At 73.9% G+C, this 21,592-nt stretch carries 15 protein-coding genes; 6 read left to right on the top strand and 9 right to left on the bottom strand.

Annotated elements, in window-relative coordinates:
• Nucleotides 1-27: 27 nt before the first annotated feature.
• The 5 genes from ABZ564_RS20560 to eccD form a co-directional block, all read right to left on the bottom strand.
• On the bottom strand, nt 28-495 hold the full coding sequence (locus ABZ564_RS20560; protein WP_360858218.1) for a type VII secretion system-associated protein: 468 nt from the start codon (nt 493-495) through the stop codon (nt 28-30).
• A gap of 42 nt (nt 496-537) precedes the next feature.
• Complete coding sequence (locus ABZ564_RS20555; RefSeq protein ID WP_360858216.1) at nt 538-882, bottom strand: WXG100 family type VII secretion target; 345 nt, start codon at nt 880-882, stop codon at nt 538-540.
• A gap of 54 nt (nt 883-936) precedes the next feature.
• Nucleotides 937-1,284: a hypothetical protein gene (locus ABZ564_RS20550; RefSeq protein ID WP_360858214.1), complete on the bottom strand. Its 348-nt coding sequence runs from the start codon at nt 1,282-1,284 to the stop codon at nt 937-939.
• Nucleotides 1,285-1,394: 110 nt separating this feature from the next.
• Complete coding sequence (gene eccB / locus ABZ564_RS20545) at nt 1,395-2,873, bottom strand: type VII secretion protein EccB (RefSeq protein ID WP_360858211.1); 1,479 nt, start codon at nt 2,871-2,873, stop codon at nt 1,395-1,397.
• 13 nt (nt 2,874-2,886) lie between these two features.
• Nucleotides 2,887-4,278 carry a type VII secretion integral membrane protein EccD gene (gene eccD / locus ABZ564_RS20540; protein ID WP_360858208.1) on the bottom strand — a complete coding sequence of 464 codons (1,392 nt, stop codon included), beginning with the start codon at nt 4,276-4,278 and terminating at the stop codon, nt 2,887-2,889.
• 185 nt (nt 4,279-4,463) lie between these two features.
• Here eccD and eccCa point away from each other — a divergent pair, with 185 nt between their 5' ends.
• Complete coding sequence (gene eccCa / locus ABZ564_RS20535; RefSeq protein WP_360858205.1) at nt 4,464-8,435, top strand: type VII secretion protein EccCa; 3,972 nt, start codon at nt 4,464-4,466, stop codon at nt 8,433-8,435.
• 9 nt (nt 8,436-8,444) lie between these two features.
• On the opposite strand, the gene ABZ564_RS20530 is transcribed toward eccCa, so the two are convergent.
• From ABZ564_RS20530 to ABZ564_RS20520, 3 genes are all read right to left on the bottom strand, one after another.
• On the bottom strand, nt 8,445-9,617 hold the full coding sequence (locus ABZ564_RS20530; protein ID WP_360858202.1) for a S8 family serine peptidase: 1,173 nt from the start codon (nt 9,615-9,617) through the stop codon (nt 8,445-8,447).
• A 66-nt stretch (nt 9,618-9,683) separates the two neighbouring features.
• Nucleotides 9,684-12,992 carry a right-handed parallel beta-helix repeat-containing protein gene (locus ABZ564_RS20525; RefSeq protein WP_360858199.1) on the bottom strand — a complete coding sequence of 1,103 codons (3,309 nt, stop codon included), beginning with the start codon at nt 12,990-12,992 and terminating at the stop codon, nt 9,684-9,686.
• A gap of 127 nt (nt 12,993-13,119) precedes the next feature.
• A complete protein-coding gene (locus ABZ564_RS20520) occupies nt 13,120-13,893 on the bottom strand; it encodes a hypothetical protein (RefSeq protein WP_360858197.1) in 774 nt (257 codons plus the stop codon).
• Nucleotides 13,894-14,166: 273 nt separating this feature from the next.
• Between ABZ564_RS20520 and ABZ564_RS20515 the strand changes: the two genes are divergently transcribed.
• Both ABZ564_RS20515 and ABZ564_RS20510 read left to right on the top strand, forming a co-directional pair.
• A complete protein-coding gene (locus tag ABZ564_RS20515) occupies nt 14,167-14,520 on the top strand; it encodes a hypothetical protein (RefSeq protein WP_360858194.1) in 354 nt (117 codons plus the stop codon).
• Between the two features lie 113 nt (nt 14,521-14,633).
• Nucleotides 14,634-16,118, top strand: coding sequence for an amidase (locus ABZ564_RS20510; RefSeq protein WP_360858191.1), 1,485 nt, complete (start codon nt 14,634-14,636; stop codon nt 16,116-16,118).
• Here the strand turns inward: ABZ564_RS20510 and ABZ564_RS20505 are convergent.
• A complete protein-coding gene (locus ABZ564_RS20505; protein ID WP_360858188.1) occupies nt 16,115-17,179 on the bottom strand; it encodes a biotin/lipoate A/B protein ligase family protein in 1,065 nt (354 codons plus the stop codon). The two genes, ABZ564_RS20510 and ABZ564_RS20505, sit on opposite strands and share 4 nt — an antisense overlap.
• A gap of 354 nt (nt 17,180-17,533) precedes the next feature.
• Between ABZ564_RS20505 and ABZ564_RS20500 the strand changes: the two genes are divergently transcribed.
• The 3 genes from ABZ564_RS20500 to ABZ564_RS20490 are packed head-to-tail and all read left to right on the top strand — an operon-like array spanning nt 17,534 to nt 21,562.
• Nucleotides 17,534-18,517, top strand: a complete 984-nt coding sequence (locus ABZ564_RS20500; RefSeq protein ID WP_360858185.1) for an ABC transporter permease — start codon at nt 17,534-17,536, stop codon at nt 18,515-18,517.
• Nucleotide 18,518: 1 nt separating this feature from the next.
• Nucleotides 18,519-19,439, top strand: coding sequence for an ABC transporter permease (locus tag ABZ564_RS20495; protein WP_360858182.1), 921 nt, complete (start codon nt 18,519-18,521; stop codon nt 19,437-19,439).
• Nucleotides 19,436-21,562 carry an ABC transporter ATP-binding protein gene (locus ABZ564_RS20490; protein ID WP_360858180.1) on the top strand — a complete coding sequence of 709 codons (2,127 nt, stop codon included), beginning with the start codon at nt 19,436-19,438 and terminating at the stop codon, nt 21,560-21,562. The genes ABZ564_RS20495 and ABZ564_RS20490 overlap by 4 nt, the downstream gene beginning before the upstream one ends.
• The last annotated feature ends 30 nt before the right edge of the window (nt 21,563-21,592 follow it).

Below are 21,592 nucleotides of genomic sequence, written 5' to 3'. Positions count from 1 at the left end.
CGGATCATCTCTCCCTCGGTCGGGCGGTCAGGCGGGGTCGGTGGGTGCCAGGTCGGCGTTGACGTGGTGGAGATCGTTGAGGAACTTCCGGCTCTCGATCTCGTCCAGGCTGTCCTTCTGGGTCTTCTCCATGTCGGTGACCACCGCGCCCAGTTCACGCTTGATGTCGTTGAACAGCTTCAGCTGGTCCTCCTCGATCCCGGCCAGCGAGGTGGCCGCCGAGGCCAGGTAGGACAGGAGCGGGGCCATCGACAGCGGTCCGGCGCTCTCGTCGCCGGAGGCCCCCAGCTTCCCCACCTTCAGCGCGGTCCTGACGTAACCGGTCTGGGGCGAGGAGAACTGGGCCGCGAGCGCCGCCATCCCGGACACCTCGTGCCCGGGGGTGTCCGTGACGAGGTCCGTGAGCAGCTTCACGAACTCCGCCACGTCGGTGTCGGTGAATCTGCGCAGGGTCTCCGTGTCCAGGTGCGACAGGTCGGTCGGCGAGGTCGCCATCACTGCTCTCCCTCGGGTGGGCGGACGAGGACGGTCACCGGGTCAGCGCCCGACGCGGATGCTGCCCCACTCCGACGCGCTGCGGTTCTCGTGCCTGCGGTACAGGTCGGAGATCTCGTTCAGCGTCGAGCTGTGCCGGGACAGGACCTGGCCGAGCTGCTCGGTCGCGGTGTTCCAGCTGGTCTGGAGCGTCGCGTACGTCGCCGCGTCGGCCCCCTGCCAGGCGCCGTGCAGGCTCTGGAGCTCCTCATTGAGGGCGGTGACGAGGTCCTTGATGCGCTGCGTCTGCAGCCGCATGTCCTCCGCGGCCTGGTCCACGTGCTTGTACTCGACGTGGATGATGCCGTCGGTCTTGTTGGAGTGGTCGTAGCCGGCGGGGGTGGTCATGGCGGACTCCTTACGGGGCGGGGAGAAGGACGGGCCGGGAGTGCGGAGCGCTGATCAGGCCAGCTGGTCGAAGACGTTCTGCGACCTGCCGCTGGTGAGGATGGTGTCCGTGGTGTGCTGCTGGAGGTTGCGCTGCTGGACGCCGGTCTCCTGGAGCTTCTGCATCATCTCGCCGACGTTCTTCGTGATGATGTCCACCTGGGCGTTCCAGTCCGTCAGGAGGCGCTGGAACGCGCCGCCGTCCTGTCCGCCGTAGGCGGCCATCAGCGTCCCCATGGTGGTGCGGACCTCCTGCTGGGACTGCTGGATGCCCGACTTCACCATGCTGAGCGCGGTGTAGCCCTTCTCGTTCTCGGACTGCGCCGACGTCTGGATGCTGCCCGGGGCAGGGGGAGTGGCCATGGCTGGTACTGCCTTCCTGAAGAGCGAGGAGGGACCGCTGTGACGTGAGGTGTGTCGATGCTAGGGACACTGATGTGTCGGGAACAATGACTCGGCGTCAAATCTGAGCCCTATTTGATCTTTGGTGCTCCACCGCAGGTACCGCCGGCCCTCGCGGGGGCCTCACCGGTCGCCGCCGCCACGTCCAGCACCGGGCCGGTGGGCAGCATGTCCAGCAGCCGCGACGGAACGGCCTGCGCGTGACCGCCCTTGAGCCCCAGCCGCTCGACCGCCTCCGCGTCCGGCAGCCGGTACTTCACCCCGGTGTCCGTGACCAGGTACGCCGTCGACCCGATCGCGGAACCCCCGGCGCCCAGCACCTGGACGAGCGCGCCGCCCCCGGGCCGCACCGCCACCCCGTCCACCGCGAGGCACGCCCTCGCGATGTCCGGACCTGCCGCCGGGGCGTCCGCCTTCGGGGCCTTGGGAAGCAGCGCGAGCCGCACCGTGGGTGACGTCCCGTCCGGCCGGATTTGCGCGCACACCGAGGCGCCGGGGCCCGGCTCCCGCAGCGCCGGTGTCCGGTCGGGCCACTGTGCGGGGTCCTGGGCGGCCGCCGCACCCGGGGCGCGGTGCTGGGCGAGCTGGTCGGCCGTCAGCGCGATCGCGGCCGGCACCTCACCCCCGTACGCCAGCTTCGCCGTACGGTCGTCGCCCAGCACCAGGGCCGCGCCCGGGTCGCTCAGCGCCCGCAGCCCGGCCTTCTCCAGGAGGTAGTAGCGGGTGGCGGCGCCGGGCGAGGACAGCCGGTACACCTGCCCGACCCGGCCGGGGCGGCCGCCGATGCGGGGGCCTGCCGCGCCGCGCCCGTCCACCTCGGGCGCCACCAGGTCGGCGCCCGCCGGGACGCTGTCCAGGAACGCGGCCGACACCCGCACCGGGGTCGCGCCCGCGTAGCCCAGGGCCTCGGCGGCCCCGTGCCCGCCCAGCCGCAGCCGGTGGTCGCCCCACAGCACGTACCACTGCCCGTCCGGGGCCTCCGCGAGCACCGCGCGGCCGATCCCCGGAGACGTACCGCCGACGGGGAAGCCCACCCGCAGCGAGGTCACGGCGGCGCGCCCGGTGCCGTCGGGGCCCGTGTGCTCCGGCTCGTCGGCGCAGACCTGCCAGGCGCCGGTCTCCAGATCGCCGACGGCGGGCAGGGAGTCCGGGGCGCCGGGTATGCCGACCGGGGTGCCGTGCGGCTCCCCGCGCAACGAGGCGGCGGACACCTGGACGGTGGTGAGGGTGTCCGCGGACATCAGTCTCGCCGAGGCGTAGTTGCGTACCGGACGCAGCTTCCCCTCGAGGTACAGGTAACGGGTGCCGGTGTCCTTCTGCACGATGAGCGCGGACTCCTGCCGCCAGGACTTCGAGCCCGCCGGGGAGATCAGCCCGAACAGCAGGAACCCGACCGCCAGGACGACACCGAGGCCGAGGCCCCAGGCCATGCCCCGGTTGGTGCGGCCGACGGGGGACTCCGGGGAGTCCGGGTCGCCGCGCAGCATGCCGCTGGTGAGCCGCCCCATGACGAACATGTGCGCCTGGACCTGGTCCTTGCGTGACTGCATTCCCGCCGCCCCCTCAGCCGGTCGCGGTGCGCAGGGCCGCGTACACGCCGAGCACCCACAGGGCGAGCGGGATCAGCGCCACCGCCGCGAGCGAGTGCACGAGGTCGGCGGCCCTGCCCCAGTGCGGCAGCATCCGGCGGCCGGGGACCGTCCAGGACGCGATGGCCGCCGTCGCCGCGAGCGCCAGCAGCGCGGCGAGGAGCAGGGGCCGCCGGTCCGGAGCCAGCACCTCGGCGGCGTGCACCGCCAGCAGCACGAGACCCCACAGCCCGGGCAGCATCACGGCGGGCCGCTGCCACACGTTGCCGATGCCGCGCGCGTGGAGCAGCAGGAGCACCGAGAGGGCGGCCGCGGTGACCTGGGACGCGGTGGTCGGCCGGTCCAGCACGAGCGCGGCGAGCACACCGGCGCAGACCAGGCCGGCGGCCGTGTACAGGGCGGTCATCCACTCGTCGGCGAGCGCGGTACGGGTCACCACCGTCCGGTGCGGGTGGGGCTCGATGCCCTCCTGCAACTGTTCGGCGTTGGCGGGCAGGGCGGGCAGCCGCAGGCCCGACAGCCGGAAGGAGACGCCGGGGATCAGCCCGCCGAAGACGACGGCGGCCACGGCCACGATGCTCGCTGCGTGCGAGGCGGGCACGTCCAGAGTCAGCATCAGTACGCCCCACAGGGCGCCCGCGAGCGCGATGACCGCCGCGCACAGCAGCAGGGGGAGGAACGCGGCGACCGCGGCGACGGCCAGGACGGCCCCGCCCGCGGCGGCGGCCGACGCGGCGAGCAGCCGAGAGCCCAGCAGCTGGGGACCCGGGTCGCCCGTGGGCAACAGCCAGCCCGCCAGGGCCAGCCAGGGCGCGACCAGGACGCCGAGCGCCGCCCCCGCCGCCGAGTCGCCGACCGCCCGGCTCGCCGATGCCGCCCCGAAGAGCACCAGCAGGCCGGTGCCCGCCGCGAGAGCGGCCCGTAGCCCGGGCGAGCCACCCGGCAGCGCCGGCACCAGCAGTCCGGCGGCGAGCAGCACCACGGCGGTGCCCCGCAGCAGCCACCGGCTGGTGCGGGCCGCCCAGCCGTGCGGCCGTTCGCGCATCGTGGTGGAGACCCCGTCGACCAGGTCGTCGAAGTGGATGGCGGGCAGCGCCTCGGTGCGGGGGCGCAGCAGGAGGGTCTCGCCGTCGCGGAGCGACAGCTCCTCGGGCGTGCTCTCCTCGTCGAGGGGCGCCCCGCCGAGCCGTTGCAGGACCCAGCCCCCGTGCTCGATGCCCTGCTCGGCGAGGTCCTCGCCCGCGTGGTCGAGGAGGATGGGCAGCAGATCGGCCAGGGGCACGTCGGCGGGGACCGCGAGATCGATCAGGCGCCGCGGTGCCCGGACGCTGAGCCGGCACAGGCCGGTGGGGGATATGTCTGTCATGGCGGCGTGGCCACACCTCTCCGCGAGGCCGGGATTCCGAAGTGGATCACGACACACTACCGTTGACCCGACGTCAGGTCGCACACGCGTTTGCCTTCTCCGTGTGCGGGCCTGCCCCCCTGTGTCCGGCCGGTGCCGCCCTTCCGGCGGTATCCGGCGCGAGCAGTCCGACGAGAGAAGCCCGCGTGAGCACAGTCCTCTTCCGCCGTCCGGCCCGCAGACGGGGTCCCGGCATGCCGGACGGCGAGATCGGCCTGCAGGAGCCGCCCACCCTCCCCGAGGCGGAACCCAACGCGTCCGCGCTGTGGATGTACCTGCCGATGTGCCTCACCTCCCTCGCCATGCTGATGATGTTCATCCGCCCCGGGCAGGTCACCACGTTCAGCTACTTCGCGATCGGCCTGATGCTGTTGTCCTCCGTGGCGATGGTCGTCGGCCAGCTGGTCCGCGGCGCCGGTGAACGCAAGCGCAAGCTCAAGGGCGAGCGCCGCGACTACCTGCGCTACCTGGCCCAGACCCGGCGCAGGATCCGCCGTACCGTCGCCGAACAGCAACGGGCCCTCGCCTGGCGGCACCCCGACCCCGCGGCCCTCTGGGCCCTCACCGGAACGAGCCGGCAGTGGGAACGGCGTCCCGCCGACGAGGACTTCGCCGAGGTTCGCGTCGCGGTCGGCGAACAGAAGCTCGGCAGCCGTCTCGCCCCTCTCTCCACCAAGCCCGTCGAAGACCTCGAACCGCTCTCCGCGCACGCCCTGCGCAGCTTCATCCGCGCCTACGGCACCGTGCCGGACCAGCCCATCGCCCTCTACCTGCGCGCCTGGTCACGCGTCCTGGTGCAGGGCGACGAGGACCGTGCCCGTGCCCTGGCCAGGGCGCTGATCGCACAGCTCGCCGCCTTCCACGCACCGGAGGAACTGGCCGTCGCGCTGTGCGTGTCGGACGAGCGGCGCGCCGACTGGGAGTGGCTGAAGTGGCTTCCGCACGTCCAGCACGCGTACCAGCGCGACGGCGCGGGCGCCGCCCGCGCCGTCGCCGCCGGCCTGGTGGAGCTGGAAGAACTGCTCGGCGCCGACTTCACCGAGCGCCCGCCCTTCGACCCGGAGACCCCGCCCGGCCGCGAGGAGCCGTTCACCCTGATCGTCGTGGACGGCGGCGCCGTCCCCGGCGGCCACCGCCTGGGCGGCCCCGGCTACCGCAACGCCGTCGTCGTCGACCTCTCCGGCGCGTTCACCTGGAAGCCCGCCCGGGGCACTCTGCGCCTGCGCCTCCAGGACGACGGCCTCTTCCTCGTCCGCACCGACCGCGACCGCAAGGAGCAGGCGACGCTCCTCGGCGAACCCGACGCGCTCGGCCCCGTCGCGGCCCGTGCCCTGGCCGCACGCCTCGCCCCGTACCGGCTGGGCGGCGGCGCCGTCGCGGCCGAGCCCTTCGCCGCCGACACCGAACTGACCGATCTGCTCGGCATCCCCGACCTGCGCGCCCACGACCCGCACAAGCTGTTCGGCCGCTCCCTGACGAGCCGCGAGCGGCTGCGGGTGCCGATCGCCCTCGGGGAGGACGGCAGGCCCGTCGAGCTCGACATCAAGGAGTCCGCGCAGGGCGGCATGGGCCCGCACGGCATGCTCATCGGCGCCACCGGCTCCGGCAAGAGCGAACTGCTGCGCACCCTGGTGCTCGGCCTCGCGCTGACACATTCGTCCGAGACGCTCAACCTCGTCCTCGTCGACTTCAAGGGCGGCGCCACCTTCCTCGGCATGGATGCACTGCCGCACACCTCCGCGGTCATCACCAACCTCGCCGAGGAGACCCCCCTCGTCGGTCGCATGCAGGACGCCCTGCACGGTGAACTCATGCGCCGCCAGGAGCTGCTGCGCCGGGCCGGCAACTACTCCTCGGTCCTGGAATACGAGAAGGCCCGCGCGGCCGGGGCCGCTCTCGCGCCGCTGCCCTCGCTCTTCGTCGTCGTCGACGAGTTCTCCGAACTGCTGGCAGCGCACCGCGAGTTCATGGACCTCTTCGTGATGATCGGCCGGCTCGGCCGCTCCCTGGGCGTCCACCTCCTGCTCGCCTCCCAGCGGCTGGAGGAAGGGCGCATGCACCAGCTGGAGAGCCACCTCTCCTACCGCATCGGCCTGCGCACCTTCTCCGCCATCGAGAGCCGCGGCGTCCTCGGCGTCCCCGACGCCTACCACCTGCCCCCCACCCCCGGCAGTGGCTACCTCAAGAGCGGCGTCGAATCCCTCACCCGGTTCCGCGCCGCCTACGTCTCAGGCGCGTACACCCCCAAGCGGGGCAGCGTCCAGCAGGCCCGGATCGCCCGCCAGGTCGTGCCCTGGGGCACCGGCTGGGTGGTGCCCCGGACCCTGCCCGCCGCGCCCGACCCGGAACCGGCCGCCACCGGGCCCGGAACCGGCGAGTCCCTGCTCGCGCTGGCCATCGGGCGGCTGGCGGACAGCGGCCCGCCCGCCCACCAGGTATGGCTCCCGCCACTCGACTCCCCGCCCGCCCTGGACGCCCTGCTGCCCCCGGTGGTCCCCGACCCGGAGCTCGGCCTCACCTGCGCCGGCTCGCCCGAGCGGGGGACGCTGCGGGTGCCCGTCGGCATCGTGGACAAGCCCTTCGAGCAGATACGCGACCTGCTCACCCTCGACCTCTCCGGCGCGGGCGGCCACTTCGCCGTCGCGGGCGGACCGCAGAGCGGCAAGAGCACCGTCCTGCGCACCCTCGTCACCGCGCTCGCCCTCACCCACACCCCACGCGAAGTGCAGTTCTACTGCCTGGACTTCGGCGGTGGCGCCCTGCAGGCCCTGGCCGGGCTGCCGCACGTCGGCGGTGTCGCCGGCCGCCTCGACACCGAGCGGGTCTCCCGCACCCTGGCGGAGGTCACCTCCCTGCTCAACCGGCGCGAGGTCTTCTTCCAGGAGCACGGCATCGACTCCATGGCCACCTACCGCAAGCGGCGGGCGGCCGGGGACTACGCGGACGAGCCGTTCGGAGACGTCTTCCTCGTCGTCGACGGCTGGTCCACGGTCCGCAACGACATGTTCGACGACGTCGCCGCCTTCAACGGCCTGGCCACCCGCGGCCTCAACTACGGCATCCACCTGATGATCAGCACCGCCCGCTGGGTGGAGCTCTCCGCCGCTCTGCGCGACCAGGTGGGCAACCGCCTGGAACTGCGCATGGGCGACCCGATGGACTCCGGCATCGACATCCGCAAGGCGGGCACCGTCCCCGCCGTGCCGGGCCGCGGCCTGAGCCCCGACAAGCTGCACTTCCTCGCCGCCCTGCCCCGCATCGACGGCGGCGAGGGCGCGGACGACCTCCCCGAGGCCCTTGCCGACCTCGTCGAAGCCGTCGCGGAGCACTGGGACGCGCCCCCGGCCCCGCCGGTCCGCATGCTGCCCACCCGGCTCGCCGCCACTTCGCTCCCGGCGGTCGCGGCCGACCGCCCGCTACGCATCCCGCTCGGCCTCGACGAGTCCGAACTCGCCCCGGTGTGGCACGACTTCGAGCAGAGCCCGCACCTGGTGGCGGTCGGGGACACAGAGAGCGGCAAGACCAGCGCGCTGCGCCTGATCGCCCGGCAGATCACCGCCGCCCACACCCCGGACCAGGCCCGCATCCTCGTGGTCGACTACCGCCGCGAACTCGTCGAAGCGGTCCCCGAGGCCTACCGGCTCGGCCACGCCGTCGCCGCCGACCCACTGCGCGAACTCGTCGACGGGGTGGCCCGCGCCATGGCCGTCCGCGCACCCGGCGAGGACATCTCACCCGCCCGGATGCGCCGGGCCGACTGGTGGACGGGGCCGCGCCTGTTCGTCCTGGTCGACGACTACGAGATGGTCGGCTCCGCCTTCAACGGCCCCTTCGAACCGCTCCTGCCGCACCTGCCCCTGGGGTACGAGGTCGGCCTCCACCTCGTCGTGGCCAGGGCGGCGACGGGCGCCTCCCGGATGGACCCCCTGATGCGCAAGCTCCAGGAGGTCAACTCCCCGGCCCTCCAGCTCTCCTGCCCGCCTTCCGAGGGGTACGTCTTCGACAGCGTGAAGCCACGCAGCCTGCCGCCGGGGCGCGCCCTGCGCATCGCGCGCCGCAAGGCGGCCCTGATGCAACTGGCCCTGCCGGACGAGGAGCCGGAGGGTCGGGCCGGGTGATCCCGGCGGTCAGTCCGCCGGCCGTCCCGGACGCCACTTCCGGGCCCTGCCGCGCGGCAGGATCGCCGCCACGAACGCCACGAGCAGCACCGTCCCCACCGCGCCCCCGGTGACCAGCAGCGCCGTGGTGCGGGCGCCCTGCGTGTCCTGGGCGGCGGGAAGGCGTACCGGATCGGCGGACGCGGCCGCCGTCGGGGCCGCGCTCGCCGTGACGCCCGCCACCGCACCGTATGGGTCGAGCGCCGGCAGGTCCCCGGGGTACGCGGTCCGCAGCAGCCGCTCCCGCACCTCGGCCGCCGTCAGCTCCGGCCGGTAGGAGCGCACCAGGGCCGCGGTGCCCGCCGTCACCGCCGCGGCCAGCGAGGCGCCCGATCCCGTCCACTTGCCGTCGCCCACGGGGCCCGGGCCCACCAGTGCGTCGCCCGGCGCCGTGAGGTCGGCGCGGGTGAAGGCCGGAGCGGGGTCCGGGCGGTCGCCCCGCGGTCCGGTGTCGAGGACCGCCAGCGCGCTCGCGGGCGGCGCGGGAGCGGGCGGGGGCGTCGCACCGGAAGACCCCGGCGCAGCGCTGTCCGCCGCCGCCGGCACCACCACCAGCGCGTCGGCGCGGGCGGCGGCCCCGAGCGCCGCCCGTACCGCCTTGTCGCGGCTGTCCAGCGGGGCCGTCACCATGATGACGCCCGCCCCCGCCTCCGCGGCCCGCCGCACCCCGGCCGCCAGCCGGGCCGGGTCCGGTTCGCCGCGCCCGCCCGTGCCCCGCACCGCGAGGATCCGGGCCTGGGGCGCGACGCCCGCGAAACCCTGGCCCGCCGTCACGGCACCGGCGATCAGCCCTGCCTGGAACGTGCCCCGGCCCACACAGTCACGGTCCGCGTCGCCCAGCGCCTCGACCCGGCCCGCGAGCACGGCGGACGCGTCACTCACCCCCGTACCGACCACCGCGACGGTCACCCCCCGGCCCCGGGACAGTGCCCACACCTGGTCCAGGGCGAGCGCGCCGCGCGTCCAGGGGGCGTCCGGCGCGGCCCGCCCCCTGAAGGAGGTGCACTTCTGCTGCGTGGACAGCCGCTCGGGGATGACCGGCAGGACCACCTCGGCCCCGCCCCCGTCATCGGCCGACGCGGGCGGGCAGGACAGGGCGGTGAGAGCCGCGGCGAGCAGCAGCGCGGTGGCGGGTCGGCGCATCGGGCCGTTCCTCGATTCGGTACGGGATGAGAGGTGCCGGGCCGGACGGGCCCGGGGCGCGCCACGTCAGCGCACGGCCGGCAGGTCCTCCGGCAGCAGCAGCCGCAGGTCGTCCAGGCTCGGGGCGGCGAGCGCGCTCAGCCGCCCGGCCTGGCGGGTCATCATCTGCTCCAGCGTCTGCCGGGCCAGGCGGGCGTTGCCGAACGCACGGCCCCGGGGCAGTCCCTCGAAGTGCGCGCGCAACGCGGCCGCCGCCCCCGGCGCGCACTCGTAGCCGTTGTCGACGGCGTGCCGGCGCACGATGGTGACCAGTTCGTCCGAGGTGTAGTCGGGGAACTCGACGTGGCGCGCGAAGCGGGAGGCGAGGCCCGGGTTCGAACCGAGGAAGCGCTCCATCTCCTCGGTGTAGCCCGCCACGATCACCACCACCTCGTCGCGGTGGTCCTCCATCAGCTTCAGCAGGGTGTCCACCGCCTCCTGCCCGAAGTCCGAGGAACCGGATCCCCCCGCCGGGGTGAGCGTGTACGCCTCGTCGATGAACAGCACGCCGCCCAGGGCGCGTTCGAAGACCTCCCGGGTGAGCTGCGCCGTATGGCCGACCCAGCGTCCCACCAGGTCCGCCCGTGACGCCTCGACCAGCTGGCCGCGCGGCAGGACCCCCAGGGAGCCCAGCAGCTCCCCGTAGAGCCGGGCGACGGTGGTCTTGCCGGTGCCGGGCGGGCCCGCGAAGACGAGGTGGTTGCTGATGCGGGGCACGGGCAGTCCCGCCTCGCTGCGGCGGCGCGCGGCGGCCAGCAGATTGACCAGGTCGCCCACCTCGCGCTTGACCGCCGCGAGCCCCACGAGGGCGTCCAGGCGCAGGAGAGGATCGTCGCCCGTTCCGGGCGCGGGCGCCGCCGGAACCCCCAGGTCCTCGGCGGTGAGCACCGCGAGATCCCGCTCGTTCACCTCCGGCAGGGCCGCGAGCCGGGACGCCTGGCGGTCCACCATCTCCTCGAAGACCTTGCGCGCGGTGCGCCCGTTGCCGAAGCCCGCGTCGCGCGGAACGGCGTCGAAGTGCGCGCCCAGCGCGGTCCGGGCCGCCGGCTCCAGCTCGTAGCGGTGTGCCGTGCACATCCGCTCGACGATGGTGACCAGCTCGTCCGACGTGTAGTCGGTGAACTCCACGGTACGGGTGAAGCGGGAGGTCAGCCCCGGGTTGGAGGCGAGGAAGGCGGTCATCTCCTTCGGGTAGCCGGCCGCGACCACCACCACCTCGTCCCGGTGGTCCTCCATGAGCTTGACCAGCGTGTCGACGGCCTCCCGGCCGAAGTCGGCGCCCGAACCACCGCCGTCGGAGAGCAGCGTGTACGCCTCGTCCACGAACAGCACCCCGCCCAGGGCCCTGTTGAACGCCTCGGTGGTCTTGATCGCGGTGCCGCCGACGACCTGCGCCACCAGGTCCGCCCGCGACACCTCCACCAGGTGCCCGGACCGCAGCACCCCGAGCGACGCCAGGATCGCCCCGTACAGCCGGGCCACCGTCGTCTTGCCGGTGCCGGGCGGCCCCGCGAAGACGAGATGGCGGCTCATCGGCGGGGCGGGCATCCCGAGACTGGCGCGCCGCTGCGCCAGCCGGTTCAGGTTGATCAGTGTCAGGACCTGCTGCTTCACCTCGTCGAGCCCGATCAGCGATTGCAGTTCCGCCACCGGCCCGGTCTCCTGATCCGGCTCGGCCGCCCGGGGCACCGCGCCACCGGGCAGCCGCCCGTCGCCCGCCGCCTCGGCGCCCGCCGCGCTGCCCCAGGCGTCGGGCGCGCCGTTGCCCGCACTGGTCAGCCGGTCCACGGCCAGCCGGTCGCCCGGCACCGCCTGCCGCAGCCCGCTGCCCCGGTTGTCCCGGAGGTCGCACCCGGTCAGTGATACGGGATCGGCGCCCTCCACCCGGACCCCGTCACCGCCGGACCCGGTCACCTCGCACGCGTTCAGCGAGGCCCGCGCACCCGCCGCGACCAGCACCCCGTGCTCGCCGGCACCGGTGATCCGCGCCCGGGCGGCGGACAGGTCGCCCTCGGCCTCCACCAGGACACCGGACCCGGTCGCGCCGTCCACGCGGGTGTCGCGCAGGGTGAGCGTGCCGAGCGCGCCCACGTGGACGCCGGCGGCGCCCGTGGTGCGCAGGGTGCCGCCGCCGACGTACAGGTTGCCGTGCCCGTGCACATGGACGGCCGACCCGCCCGAGCCCTCGACGACGCACTCCTCCAGGCGTCCCCGGCCGTCCTTCAGGACCTCGACGCCGTGCGCCGCGGACCGGGCGACGGCGGCGCGCCGCAGCAGCGGATTGGCGCCGCGCCGCACCACGATCCCGGACGCGCCCGAGTCCCGTACCTCCAGCCGGTCGAACTCGGCGGCGGAGTCCTCGTCGAGCAGCACCCCCACGCCGCGCGCGTCCTGCACCACGGCACCGGTCAGCACCGGCGACGAGAAGCCGTTCACCCGGACCGCCGCGTCCTGGGCGGTGGCGAACACGCAGTCCGCGAAGGTGCCCCGGCTGCGCTCGGTCACGAGCAGCCCGTGCCCCGCGGTCCGTTCCGTGCGGCACCCGGTCAGCGTGGGAGAGCTGCCCGCCCCCACGACGAGCCCGTGGCCGGTCGTGTCGCTGACCGTGACCTCCTCCAGTACGGACGGGCCGGTGGAGCTGATGTGGACGCCGACCAGGGCCTCGCGGACCGTGCCGCGCACCATGCGCGCGGTGCCGTCCTCCTCCACGGCGAGGCCGGGCTTGTCGGTGGCGGATATCGCGCAGTCCTCCAGAAGCACCTGGGCCTGGCCGTTGGCCAGGAGGCCGTTGCCCCGCGCGTCGCGCAGCCGGCTGCGGCGTACGGTGATCCGCCCGCGCTCCCCGGCGACCACCGCGGAGGTGCCCAGATGCTCGACGAGGCAGTCCTCCAGGAAGCTCTCGTTCCCGGAGGTCGACACCAGGCCCGCTCCCGCCGGGTTGCCCACCCGGCACGAGCGCAGGGCCAGGGAGCCGTTGCCCCGTGCGAACAGGGCGGCCCAGGAGGAGCCGTGCACCTCGCAGCGGTCCAGGGCGATCTGCCCGCGTGGCACGTCGACCACGGGCAACTCGTCGTCGTGTCCGCGCAGGACGAGGTCACTGACCATCAGGGCGTCGCCGGTGAGCGTCAGGGCGGTCCCGCGCCGCGGCGCCAACTCCGCCGTGCCCGGTCCTTCGGCCGCGGTCAGGGTGATCGCGGCGGTGACGGTGAGCGCCTCCTCGTACCGGCCGGGCCGGAGGGTGACGATGGCTCCGGTGCGGGCCCGGGCGACGGCCTCCGCGACGGTGCGGAAGTCGCCCGAACCGTCCGCTGCGACGGTGAGCACCTGACGTGACACGTATCCGACCTCCCGGCCCCCGGCCCGTCGGGGCGGCGGGGACTCGCGGCAACTGGTGAATCTACTGGAACGGGCGTTCCTATCATGCCTGTTGCCGCAGGTCGGCCGCCATGGAGGTCGGCGGGCGTCACGCCGGAGCGGAGGTCCGGCCCAGCAGCGCGCTCACGTCGTACGACTCGGCCGGTGACGGCGTGGTCCTCGGCACCGGTTCGTCGAAGCCCGAGAGGTTCACCACCGCGTTCCCGCCGTCACCGCCCTGCAGGGAGAGCCGCAGCGGATAGGGCTTGCCGGTCGCCGCCACGTCCACGGTCAGCGTCATGTCGCCGCGCATCCGGGTCAGCGGGATCACGGAGTTCTCACCGACGGTGGTCTTCGAGCCCTTGTTGAGGGTGCCCGTGTCGTCGTTCGCGTTGTCGCTGACCAGCTTCTGGAAGGTGTTGAGGTCGCACGTCTTCGTCAGGGCGCGCAGCCGCGGGCTGTCGGCGGGGGCCTTCAGATAACGGTCGCCCAGGATCGCCGCGAAGGCCGAACCGCCGTTCGGCACCTGGTTCTTCCAGAAGTCCGCGTCCGGCTTGAGCCACACGTCGTCGCCGCGCTTGACGATCAGCACCGAGCCCTGGCTCCGGCCCAGGTCCACCGAGCCGTTGCAGTTGCCGTCCCGGTCCACGGTGAGGTCCAGGGACATGGGCGGGCTGCCCTTGCCCAGGTCGCCGCGCGAGGAGACGTGCACCGCGTTCGCGCCGAGCAGCGCGTCGCGGGAGCGGTCGGCTATCTGCTGGGCGGTGAGGTTGTCGATGTCCTCCGCATGGGCCACGCCGCCGAGGGCGCCGGTGCCGGCGGCGCCGATCAGGAACGCGGCGGCCCATACGGCCGGGCGGGTGCCGAGAGGGGAACCGGTCACGTCGCCTCCTCGGGGCGAAGGGTCGTGGGGGACTGCCGGACGACTGCTCTCCGGTCCAGTCGAGCGTACGCCGGGGGAGTGAACGCCGCCCGTTCGGCGTACGGCTCCCCGGGCGCTCCGCCCCGGTGGCGTCTACACAGCGTGACGTTTTCCGGCGTTCCCGGTTAGGCAGACCGCGGGCGGTCCGCTCCGATCCCCGCCCGCGCCAGAGCCGAACGCGACCGGTCACGGACCGCCACGGCGGTCACGAGCGGTCACCACCGAAAGGGCACCATGAAGAAGACCCTGAGGAGCCTGTCCCGCGCCGCGCTGCGCGGCGTCGCCGTCACCGGCCTGACCACGGCCCTCGCCGTGGCGGGCGGGCTCGCCACCGCGGCCCCGGCCGCCGCGACACCGCCCGGCCTGTCCTGCGAGACCGGCAAGCACGCCATCGACGACCACACCGGCTACGCGCTGTGCCGGAACAACGGCTCCACGACCCGGACCTTCTGGGTGCACCTGGTCTGCGGCTGGTCGCCGGACGTGGACGGCGAGCACGTCACCCTCGCCCCGGGCCAGTCCGGCCAGTCCACCGCGCACTGCGCCGGCCTCGGCACGGGGATCGGCGAGATCAGCGTCCGCCCGTAGCGGGACCGGGCCGAACGGTTGAGGGGCCCGCCCCCACTCGTTACCCTCCAGTAAGTCCGTTCGCGCGGACAGGTGTACGTACACACCTGACGGTACGAGGAGGCGAGCCGCCCATGTCCTCAGCCCACACCACCCGAACGGCCGAAGACCCGGCGCCGGACCCGGCCGGCGAGGACGCCCCGGCCCCGGACACCGCCCCGCGGGGGCTCGCCGACGGCGTGCGGGCCCTCGCGGACGGCCGGGTCACCTCCGTCGAGCTCGTCACCGCCGCGCTGGCCCGGAGCGAGGCGACCCGGGCCACCCTCAACGCCTTCCGGCACCTGCGCGCCGAGGCCGCGCTCGCCGAGGCGGCCGAGGCCGACCGCAGGCTCGCGGCGGGGGAGCGGCTGCCGCTGCTCGGGGTGCCCGTCGCGGTCAAGGACGACACCGACGTCGCCGGGATGCCCACCCACTTCGGATGCGCCGGCGACCGGGCCGCGGCGACCGCCGACAGCGAGGCCGTACGCAGGCTGCGCGCGGCCGGAGCCGTGATCGTCGGCAAGACCAACTCCTGCGAACTGGGCCAGTGGCCGTTCACCGAGGGCGCCGCGTTCGGCGCCACCCGCAACCCGTGGCACACCGGCCACACCCCGGGCGGCTCGTCCGGCGGTTCGGCCGCCGCCGTCGCCGCCGGTCTGGTGCCCGCCGCCCTCGGCTCGGACGGGGCCGGCTCCGTCCGCATCCCCGCCGCCTGGACCCACCTCGTCGGCATCAAGCCGCAGCGCGGCCGGATCTCCACGCACCCGCACAGCGACGCGTTCCAGGGCCTCACCGTCAACGGCCCGCTGGCCAGGACCGTCGCGGACGCCGCCCTCCTGCTGGACGCGGTCGCCGGGCCGCACCCGGAGGACCCGCACCGCCCGCCGGCCGTCGACGCGTCGGCCGCCGCCCGCCGCGACCCGGGCCGGCTGCGCATCGCACTCGCCTGGCGGCCCCCGCTCACCCTCACCGGCACGGCTCCCCACCCGGAGGTGCGCCGCGCGGTCGCCGGGATCGCGGAGGCGCTGGCCCGGCTCGGCCACCATGTCGAGGAGGCCCGGCCGCGCTACGGGCTGATCGGCCTCGGCTTCGTGCCCCGTGCCACCGCGGGCATCGCCGAACTCGCGGCCCTGCACCCCGAGCCGGCGCTCCTGGACGCGCGCACCCGCAGCGCCCTGCGCACCGGCACCCGGCTCGGCGGCCGGGTGGTGCGGGCGGCCCGGGCGCGCGAGGTGCACCAGCACCGGCGGATCGGCGCGCTGTTCCACCGGGGGCGCGGCGGGGCCGGGTTCGACGTGCTGCTCACGCCGACGACCGCGCTGCCGCCGCCCCGCATCGGCCGGTTCGACGGGCTGAGCGCCTGGCAGACCGATGTGGCGATCACCGAGGCGTGCCCGTACGCCTGGCCGTGGAACGTGCTCGGCTGGCCGGGCGTCAATGTCCCGGCGGGCTTCACCCGGGACGGCCTCCCGGTCGGTGCCCAGCTCCTCGGCCCGTCCCGCAGCGAGGAACGGCTCGTCTCGCTGGCCGCCCAGCTGGAGGCGGACCGCCGCTGGCACGACCACCGGCCGGTCCTCTAGGGCACTCGGGCGGTCCACTCGTCGTGGGAGAACTTCGTACGGACCAGCTCCTCCGCCCTGGCCAGTTCCTCGGGCGTCACATCGCCCCGGGTCAGCCCGTGCCGGTTGCGGAAGGAGTCGATCATCCGCTCGATGACAGCCTGGCGCGGCAGACCGGTCTGCCGGCGCAACGGGTCGACGCGCTTCTTGGCGCTCTTCGTGCCCTTGTCCGACATCTTCTCCTTGCCGATGCGCAGCACGTCCAGCATCTTGTCGGCGTCGATGTCGTACGACATCGTCACGTGGTGCAGCACCGCGCCGGGGCCCCCGTCCGGGCCGACCACCCGCTTCTGCGCCGCCCCCGCGATCTTGCCGACCTCGGTGGCGATGTCGTTGAGCGGCTGGTACCACGCCTTGATGCCCATGTCGCCCAGCGCTTCGAGCACCCAGTCGTCCAGATACGCGTAGCTGTCGGCGAAGGAGAGCCCGGAGACCAGGGACTGGGGCACCGCGAGCGAGTACGTGATGGTGCTGCTGGGCTCCGCGAACATCGCGCCGCCCCCGGAGATCCGCCGGACGACCGTGACGCCGTGGCGGTCGACGCCCTCGGGGTCGACCTCGTTGCGCAGGGACTGGAAGCTGCCGATGATCACCGCGGGGGAGTCCCACTCCCACACCCGCAGGGTCGGCGGACGCCGGCCGGCCGCGACCTCCGCCGTGATGACCTCGTCGAGCGCCATGTGCAGGGCCGGGGACTGCGGGGCGTCGTGGATGAGCTGCCAGTCGTAGTCGCTCCACTCCGTGGCGTGCGCCAGCGCCCGGCGCACGGCGACGGCGACGCCCTCCGAGGTGAGGCCGAGCATCACCGTCGAATCCGGGAGCGCCGCGTCGATCCTGGCCGCCAGGGCGGCCGTGTCGGTGGTCGCCGGGGCGCCCTCCAGCGCCGCGTCGATCGTGAGGATCGCCTCGTCCGGCTCCAGGAAGAAGTCACCGGCCACCCGGACGCCGCGCAGTACGCCGCCCTCCACCTCCAGGTCCACCACGACCAGCTTGCCGCCGGGGATCTTGTACTCACCATGCACGGTCCTGCCTCCACTTCCGCCCGGCCCGCTCACCTGCGTACGGGTTCCGGCCAGGCACAACGCCACCGTCGCACGGATTAGTCCGCCGGTCGCGCTCGGGCCGGCCCGTAACACGGCAACGAGCGATCACGTACAAATCATGATCTGTCCGGGCCGTTTGCTAAGGCCGTATTGCGAGGTCGTGGCGGGACCCGCCCGGACCTGGTGCCGGCGTCCGGGCCCGCATCAGACTGACGCTCGCACGTCTGTGCAACGTTTCCCCGACCTCCAGAAGGCACCACCGCGCATGCATACGCCCCCCAGACCCGGCGCCCCGGCGGCGCACCCCATGTGCGCGGTGAGGAGGTGCCACCCGTGCTGCGCCATGTGACGCGCAAGGCGGCGGGCTGGCTCCTGATGATCGTGGTCGCGACCAACGCCACCTACTTCCTGGCCAGTTGGTTCCTCGACCCGCGGTCGAACTTCAAGGAACTGCGGCCCGTGCGCACCGAGGCCCAGATCGACCGGGCCCTCGCGCCCTACAACCTCGACCCGTCGGTGCCGCTCGTCCAGCGGTGGTGGGACTGGCTCACCTCCGTCGTGACCCACTTCGACTGGGGCATGTCGCCCACCGGAGTATCCGTCAACGGCGAGATCGGCTACCGCTCGCTCGTCAGCGCCGAACTGGTCGTCATGGCGACGTTCCTCTCCGTCGTCATCGGCGTCACGCTGGGCGTGTACACGGCGTCCCGGCAGTACGGCTGGGCGGACCGGGTCACGCAAGCGGTGTCCATCGCGGTGTTCAACGTACCCACCTCGGTCGCGGCGCTCGCCGTGGTCTTCGTCGCGATCTGGCTCAACCAGCACGCCGGCCTGCACTTCCTCTACGTCGCCGGCGAGAACTCGCCGAACGTCGAGGGGCTCCTGCCCACCATCGGCGACCGCCTGCTCCACCTGATCCTGCCGACCCTCACCCTCACCCTGATGGGGTACGTCGGCTACCACCTGACGCAGCGCTCGCTGCTCCTCGACACCCTCGACGCCGACTACGTCCGCACCGCGCGGGCCACCGGACTCACCCGCACCCGGGCGATCCGCCGGCACGCCCTGCGCGCCGCGCTCATCCCGACGGCGACCTCCGTGGCGTTCAGCATCCCGGCCGTCTTCACCGGCGCCGTGATCACCGAGACGATCTTCGGCTGGAACGGCATGGGCCGCTACTTCATCCAGACCATCAGCAAGAACGACATCCACGGCACGGTCGCCACGGCCGCCTTCGCCGCCGCCCTGACCGCAGTCGGCGCGATCCTCGCGGACATCGCCACCGTCTTCCTCGACCCGCGCGTGAGGGTGAGCTGACATGGCCGTGGAAGCGACGGACCTCATCGGGCCCGCCCCGGCGGCCGTGCCCCGGCACGGCTCCGGTCTCGCCCGGCTCTACGCGCGGCGATTCCGGCGCAACCGGCTCGCCGTCGCCGGTGTGGCGATCTTCGTCCTGCTGGTGCTGTTCAGCCTGTTCGGCGGCCTGTTCACCCCGTACGCGTACTCCGACACCGACTTCGCCGCGCTCACCCGGCCGCCGAGCCCCGCCCACTGGTTCGGGACCAACCAGGGCGGCAACGACATCTACGCCTCGGCGGTGCACGGCCTGCGGCGCTCACTGGCCATCGCGGTCAGCGTCTCCGTGCTGACCGTCGTCGTCGCCGCGGTCATCGGCTCCAGCGCCGCGTACTTCGGCGGCCGGGCGGAGAAGGCGACGCTCGCCGTCATCCACTTCCTGCTGGTCGTCCCCTCCTTCCTCATCCTCGCCCTGGTCTCCCACCGGCTCGCCGGTGACTGGCGGGTCCTCATCGTCGTCCTGACGGTCTTCGGCTGGATGTCCACCGCGCGGGTCATCTGGTCCGTCTCGACCTCCCTGCGGGAGCGCGACTACATCACGATCGCCGAATTCATGGGGGTGACCCCGGCGCGCATCATCCTGCGCCACCTCATCCCCAACCTGGGCTCCCTGCTCATCGTCAACCTGACCCTGGGCGTCGTCTCCACGGTGCTCAGCGAGACCGCCCTGTCGTTCCTCGGCTTCGGCGTCCAGACCCCGGACGTCTCGCTCGGCACGATGCTCGCCGACGGTGCGGGGACCGTCACCAGCGCCCCCTGGCTGTTCGCCTTCCCGGCGGGCCTGGTCGTCCTGCTCACCGTGTCGATGACCTTCGTCGGCGACGGGCTGCGCGACGCCCTCGACCCCACATCCACGACCGGCGCGGCAGGAGGCCGACGATGACCCTCGCGACGACCCTGCCCCACGCGCAGCCGCCCGGCGATGCCGTCACCCCGGTCCTCTCGGTGCGGGACCTGCACATCACCTACCCGTCCGAGTCGGGACCCGTCGAGGCGGTGCGCGGCATCGGCTTCGACCTGCTGCCCGGTCGTACCCTCGGCATCGTCGGCGAGTCCGGCTCCGGCAAGTCCGCCACCGCCATGGGCATCATGGGCCTCCTCCCGCCCACCGCCGCGACGAGCGGCCGGGTGCTGCTCGGCGGCCGGGACCTGGTGGGCCTCGGCGACAAGGAACTCTCCGCGATACGCGGCAACGAGATCGGCATGGTCTTCCAGGACCCGCTCTCCGCGCTCACCCCCCTCTTCACCGTGGGCCGGCTGCTCTCCGACGCCCTACGCGTCCACCAGGACCTGACGAAGCGGGCCGCCTGGGAACAGGCCGTCGAACTGCTCGGCCTCGTCGGCATCCCCGACCCCCGCGAGCGGGCCGCCGCCTTCCCGCACGAGTTCTCCGGCGGCATGCGCCAGCGCGTCGTCATCGCCATGGCCATCGCCAACAAGCCGTCCGTCCTCGTCGCGGACGAGCCCACCACCGCGCTCGACGTCACCGTGCAGGCGCAGATCCTCGACGTCCTGCGCCTCGCCCAGAAGGAGACCGGCGCCGGACTCGTCCTCATCACCCACGACCTCGGAGTGGTCGCGGGCCACGCGGACGAGGTCGCTGTCATGTACGCGGGCCGGTTCGTGGAGCGCGCGGGCGTCGACGAACTCTTCGCGCGCCCCGTCATGCCGTACACCGCCCGCCTGCTCGCCGCCGTGCCCACGGTGGACAGCGGGGTACGCCGGCCCCTCGTCCCGATCGGCGGCGAACCGCCCGCCCTGGTGGACCTCCCGGCCGGCTGCCCCTTCGCGAGCCGCTGCGCCGTGGCGCTCGACGCCTGCCGCACGGACGAGCCCGCCCTGCGCGCGGTCACCGGGCACGGGGACGTGGCCTGCCTGCGTGCCGATGAGATCGCCGCCGGGTCCCTCGACCCGGCGGGCGGCGCCGAACCGGCCGAGGCCGCGCATCCGGCGGACACCACCGGGGCCGCCCGAGCCGCCGACCAGCCCGAGCGGGACACCCCCGCCGGTGAGGTGGTCCTCCGGGTCGAGGACCTGGTGAAGACGTTCCCGGTCACCAAGGGGGCCGTCCTCAAGCGCCGCGTGGGTACGTTGCGGGCGGTCAACGGGGCCGGCTTCGAGCTGCGGTCCGGGGAGACCCTGGGCCTGGTGGGGGAGTCGGGCAGCGGCAAGACCACCACCCTGTTGGAGATCATGCGGCTGCGACGGCCCGAGGGCGGCCGGATCGAACTCACCGGCATCGAGCTGGGGACCGCCGAATCCGCGACCCGGTCGCGGGAGTTGCGCCGGGACGTCCAGATCGTGATGCAGGACCCGATGGGGGCGCTCGACCCGCGGCTGCCGGTCTTCGAGCTGCTCGCCGAACCCCTGCGCGCCATCGGCCGGGACCGGGCGTCGATCCGGGCCCGCGTCCGCGAACTGCTCGCGCTGGTCGGCCTGGACGAGGCGATGAGCGACCGTTTCCCGGCCGCCCTCTCCGGTGGCCAGCGCCAGCGCGTCGGGATCGCCCGGGCCCTCGCGACGGAGCCGAAGCTGCTCGTGCTCGACGAACCGCTCTCCGCCCTGGACGTGTCCGTGCAGGCGGGCGTGATCAACCTGCTGTCCCGGCTCAAGCGCGAACTCGGCCTCGCCTACCTGGTGGTGGCTCACGACCTGGCCGTCGTCCGGTACGTCTCCGACCGCATCGCCGTGATGTACCTGGGCCACATCGTCGAGACCGGTGACACCGAGTCGCTGTTCGCCGCGCCCCAGCACCCGTACACCAAGGCGCTGCTGTCCGCGATTCCGGTCCCGGACCCGAAGCGCGAACGCGCACGCGAACGCCTCGTGCTGGAGGGCGAGCAGCCGAGCGCCGCCCGGCTGCCGGCGGGCTGCGTCTTCGTCGACCGATGCCCCCTGTACCGGCTGGCAGGCGAGGACGTGCGGGAGCGCTGTCGTACGGAACGGCCCGAGGCATCCCCGGTGGCCGGGCAGCCCGGCCACACGTACGCCTGTCACGCCGTCTGAGGCGTCACCGCCCCGTCCTCTCCACCCCTC

It is taken from the genome of Streptomyces sp. NPDC019224 (assembly GCF_040632605.1).
Classification (GTDB): Bacteria; Actinomycetota; Actinomycetes; order Streptomycetales; family Streptomycetaceae; genus Streptomyces.
This window is presented reverse-complemented; position numbering and strand designations above follow the sequence as displayed.

Coding starts and splice junctions, on each gene's coding strand:
- ABZ564_RS20560 (WP_360858218.1), bottom strand. CDS start 495: ATGGCGACCTCGCCGACCGACCTGTCGCACCTGGACACGGAGACCCTG.
- ABZ564_RS20555 (WP_360858216.1), bottom strand. CDS start 882: ATGACCACCCCCGCCGGCTACGACCACTCCAACAAGACCGACGGCATC.
- ABZ564_RS20550 (WP_360858214.1), bottom strand. CDS start 1,284: ATGGCCACTCCCCCTGCCCCGGGCAGCATCCAGACGTCGGCGCAGTCC.
- eccB (WP_360858211.1), bottom strand. CDS start 2,873: ATGCAGTCACGCAAGGACCAGGTCCAGGCGCACATGTTCGTCATGGGG.
- eccD (WP_360858208.1), bottom strand. CDS start 4,278: ATGACAGACATATCCCCCACCGGCCTGTGCCGGCTCAGCGTCCGGGCA.
- ABZ564_RS20530 (WP_360858202.1), bottom strand. CDS start 9,617: ATGCGCCGACCCGCCACCGCGCTGCTGCTCGCCGCGGCTCTCACCGCC.
- ABZ564_RS20515 (WP_360858194.1), top strand. CDS start 14,167: ATGAAGAAGACCCTGAGGAGCCTGTCCCGCGCCGCGCTGCGCGGCGTC.
- ABZ564_RS20510 (WP_360858191.1), top strand. CDS start 14,634: ATGTCCTCAGCCCACACCACCCGAACGGCCGAAGACCCGGCGCCGGAC.
- ABZ564_RS20495 (WP_360858182.1), top strand. CDS start 18,519: ATGGCCGTGGAAGCGACGGACCTCATCGGGCCCGCCCCGGCGGCCGTG.
- ABZ564_RS20490 (WP_360858180.1), top strand. CDS start 19,436: ATGACCCTCGCGACGACCCTGCCCCACGCGCAGCCGCCCGGCGATGCC.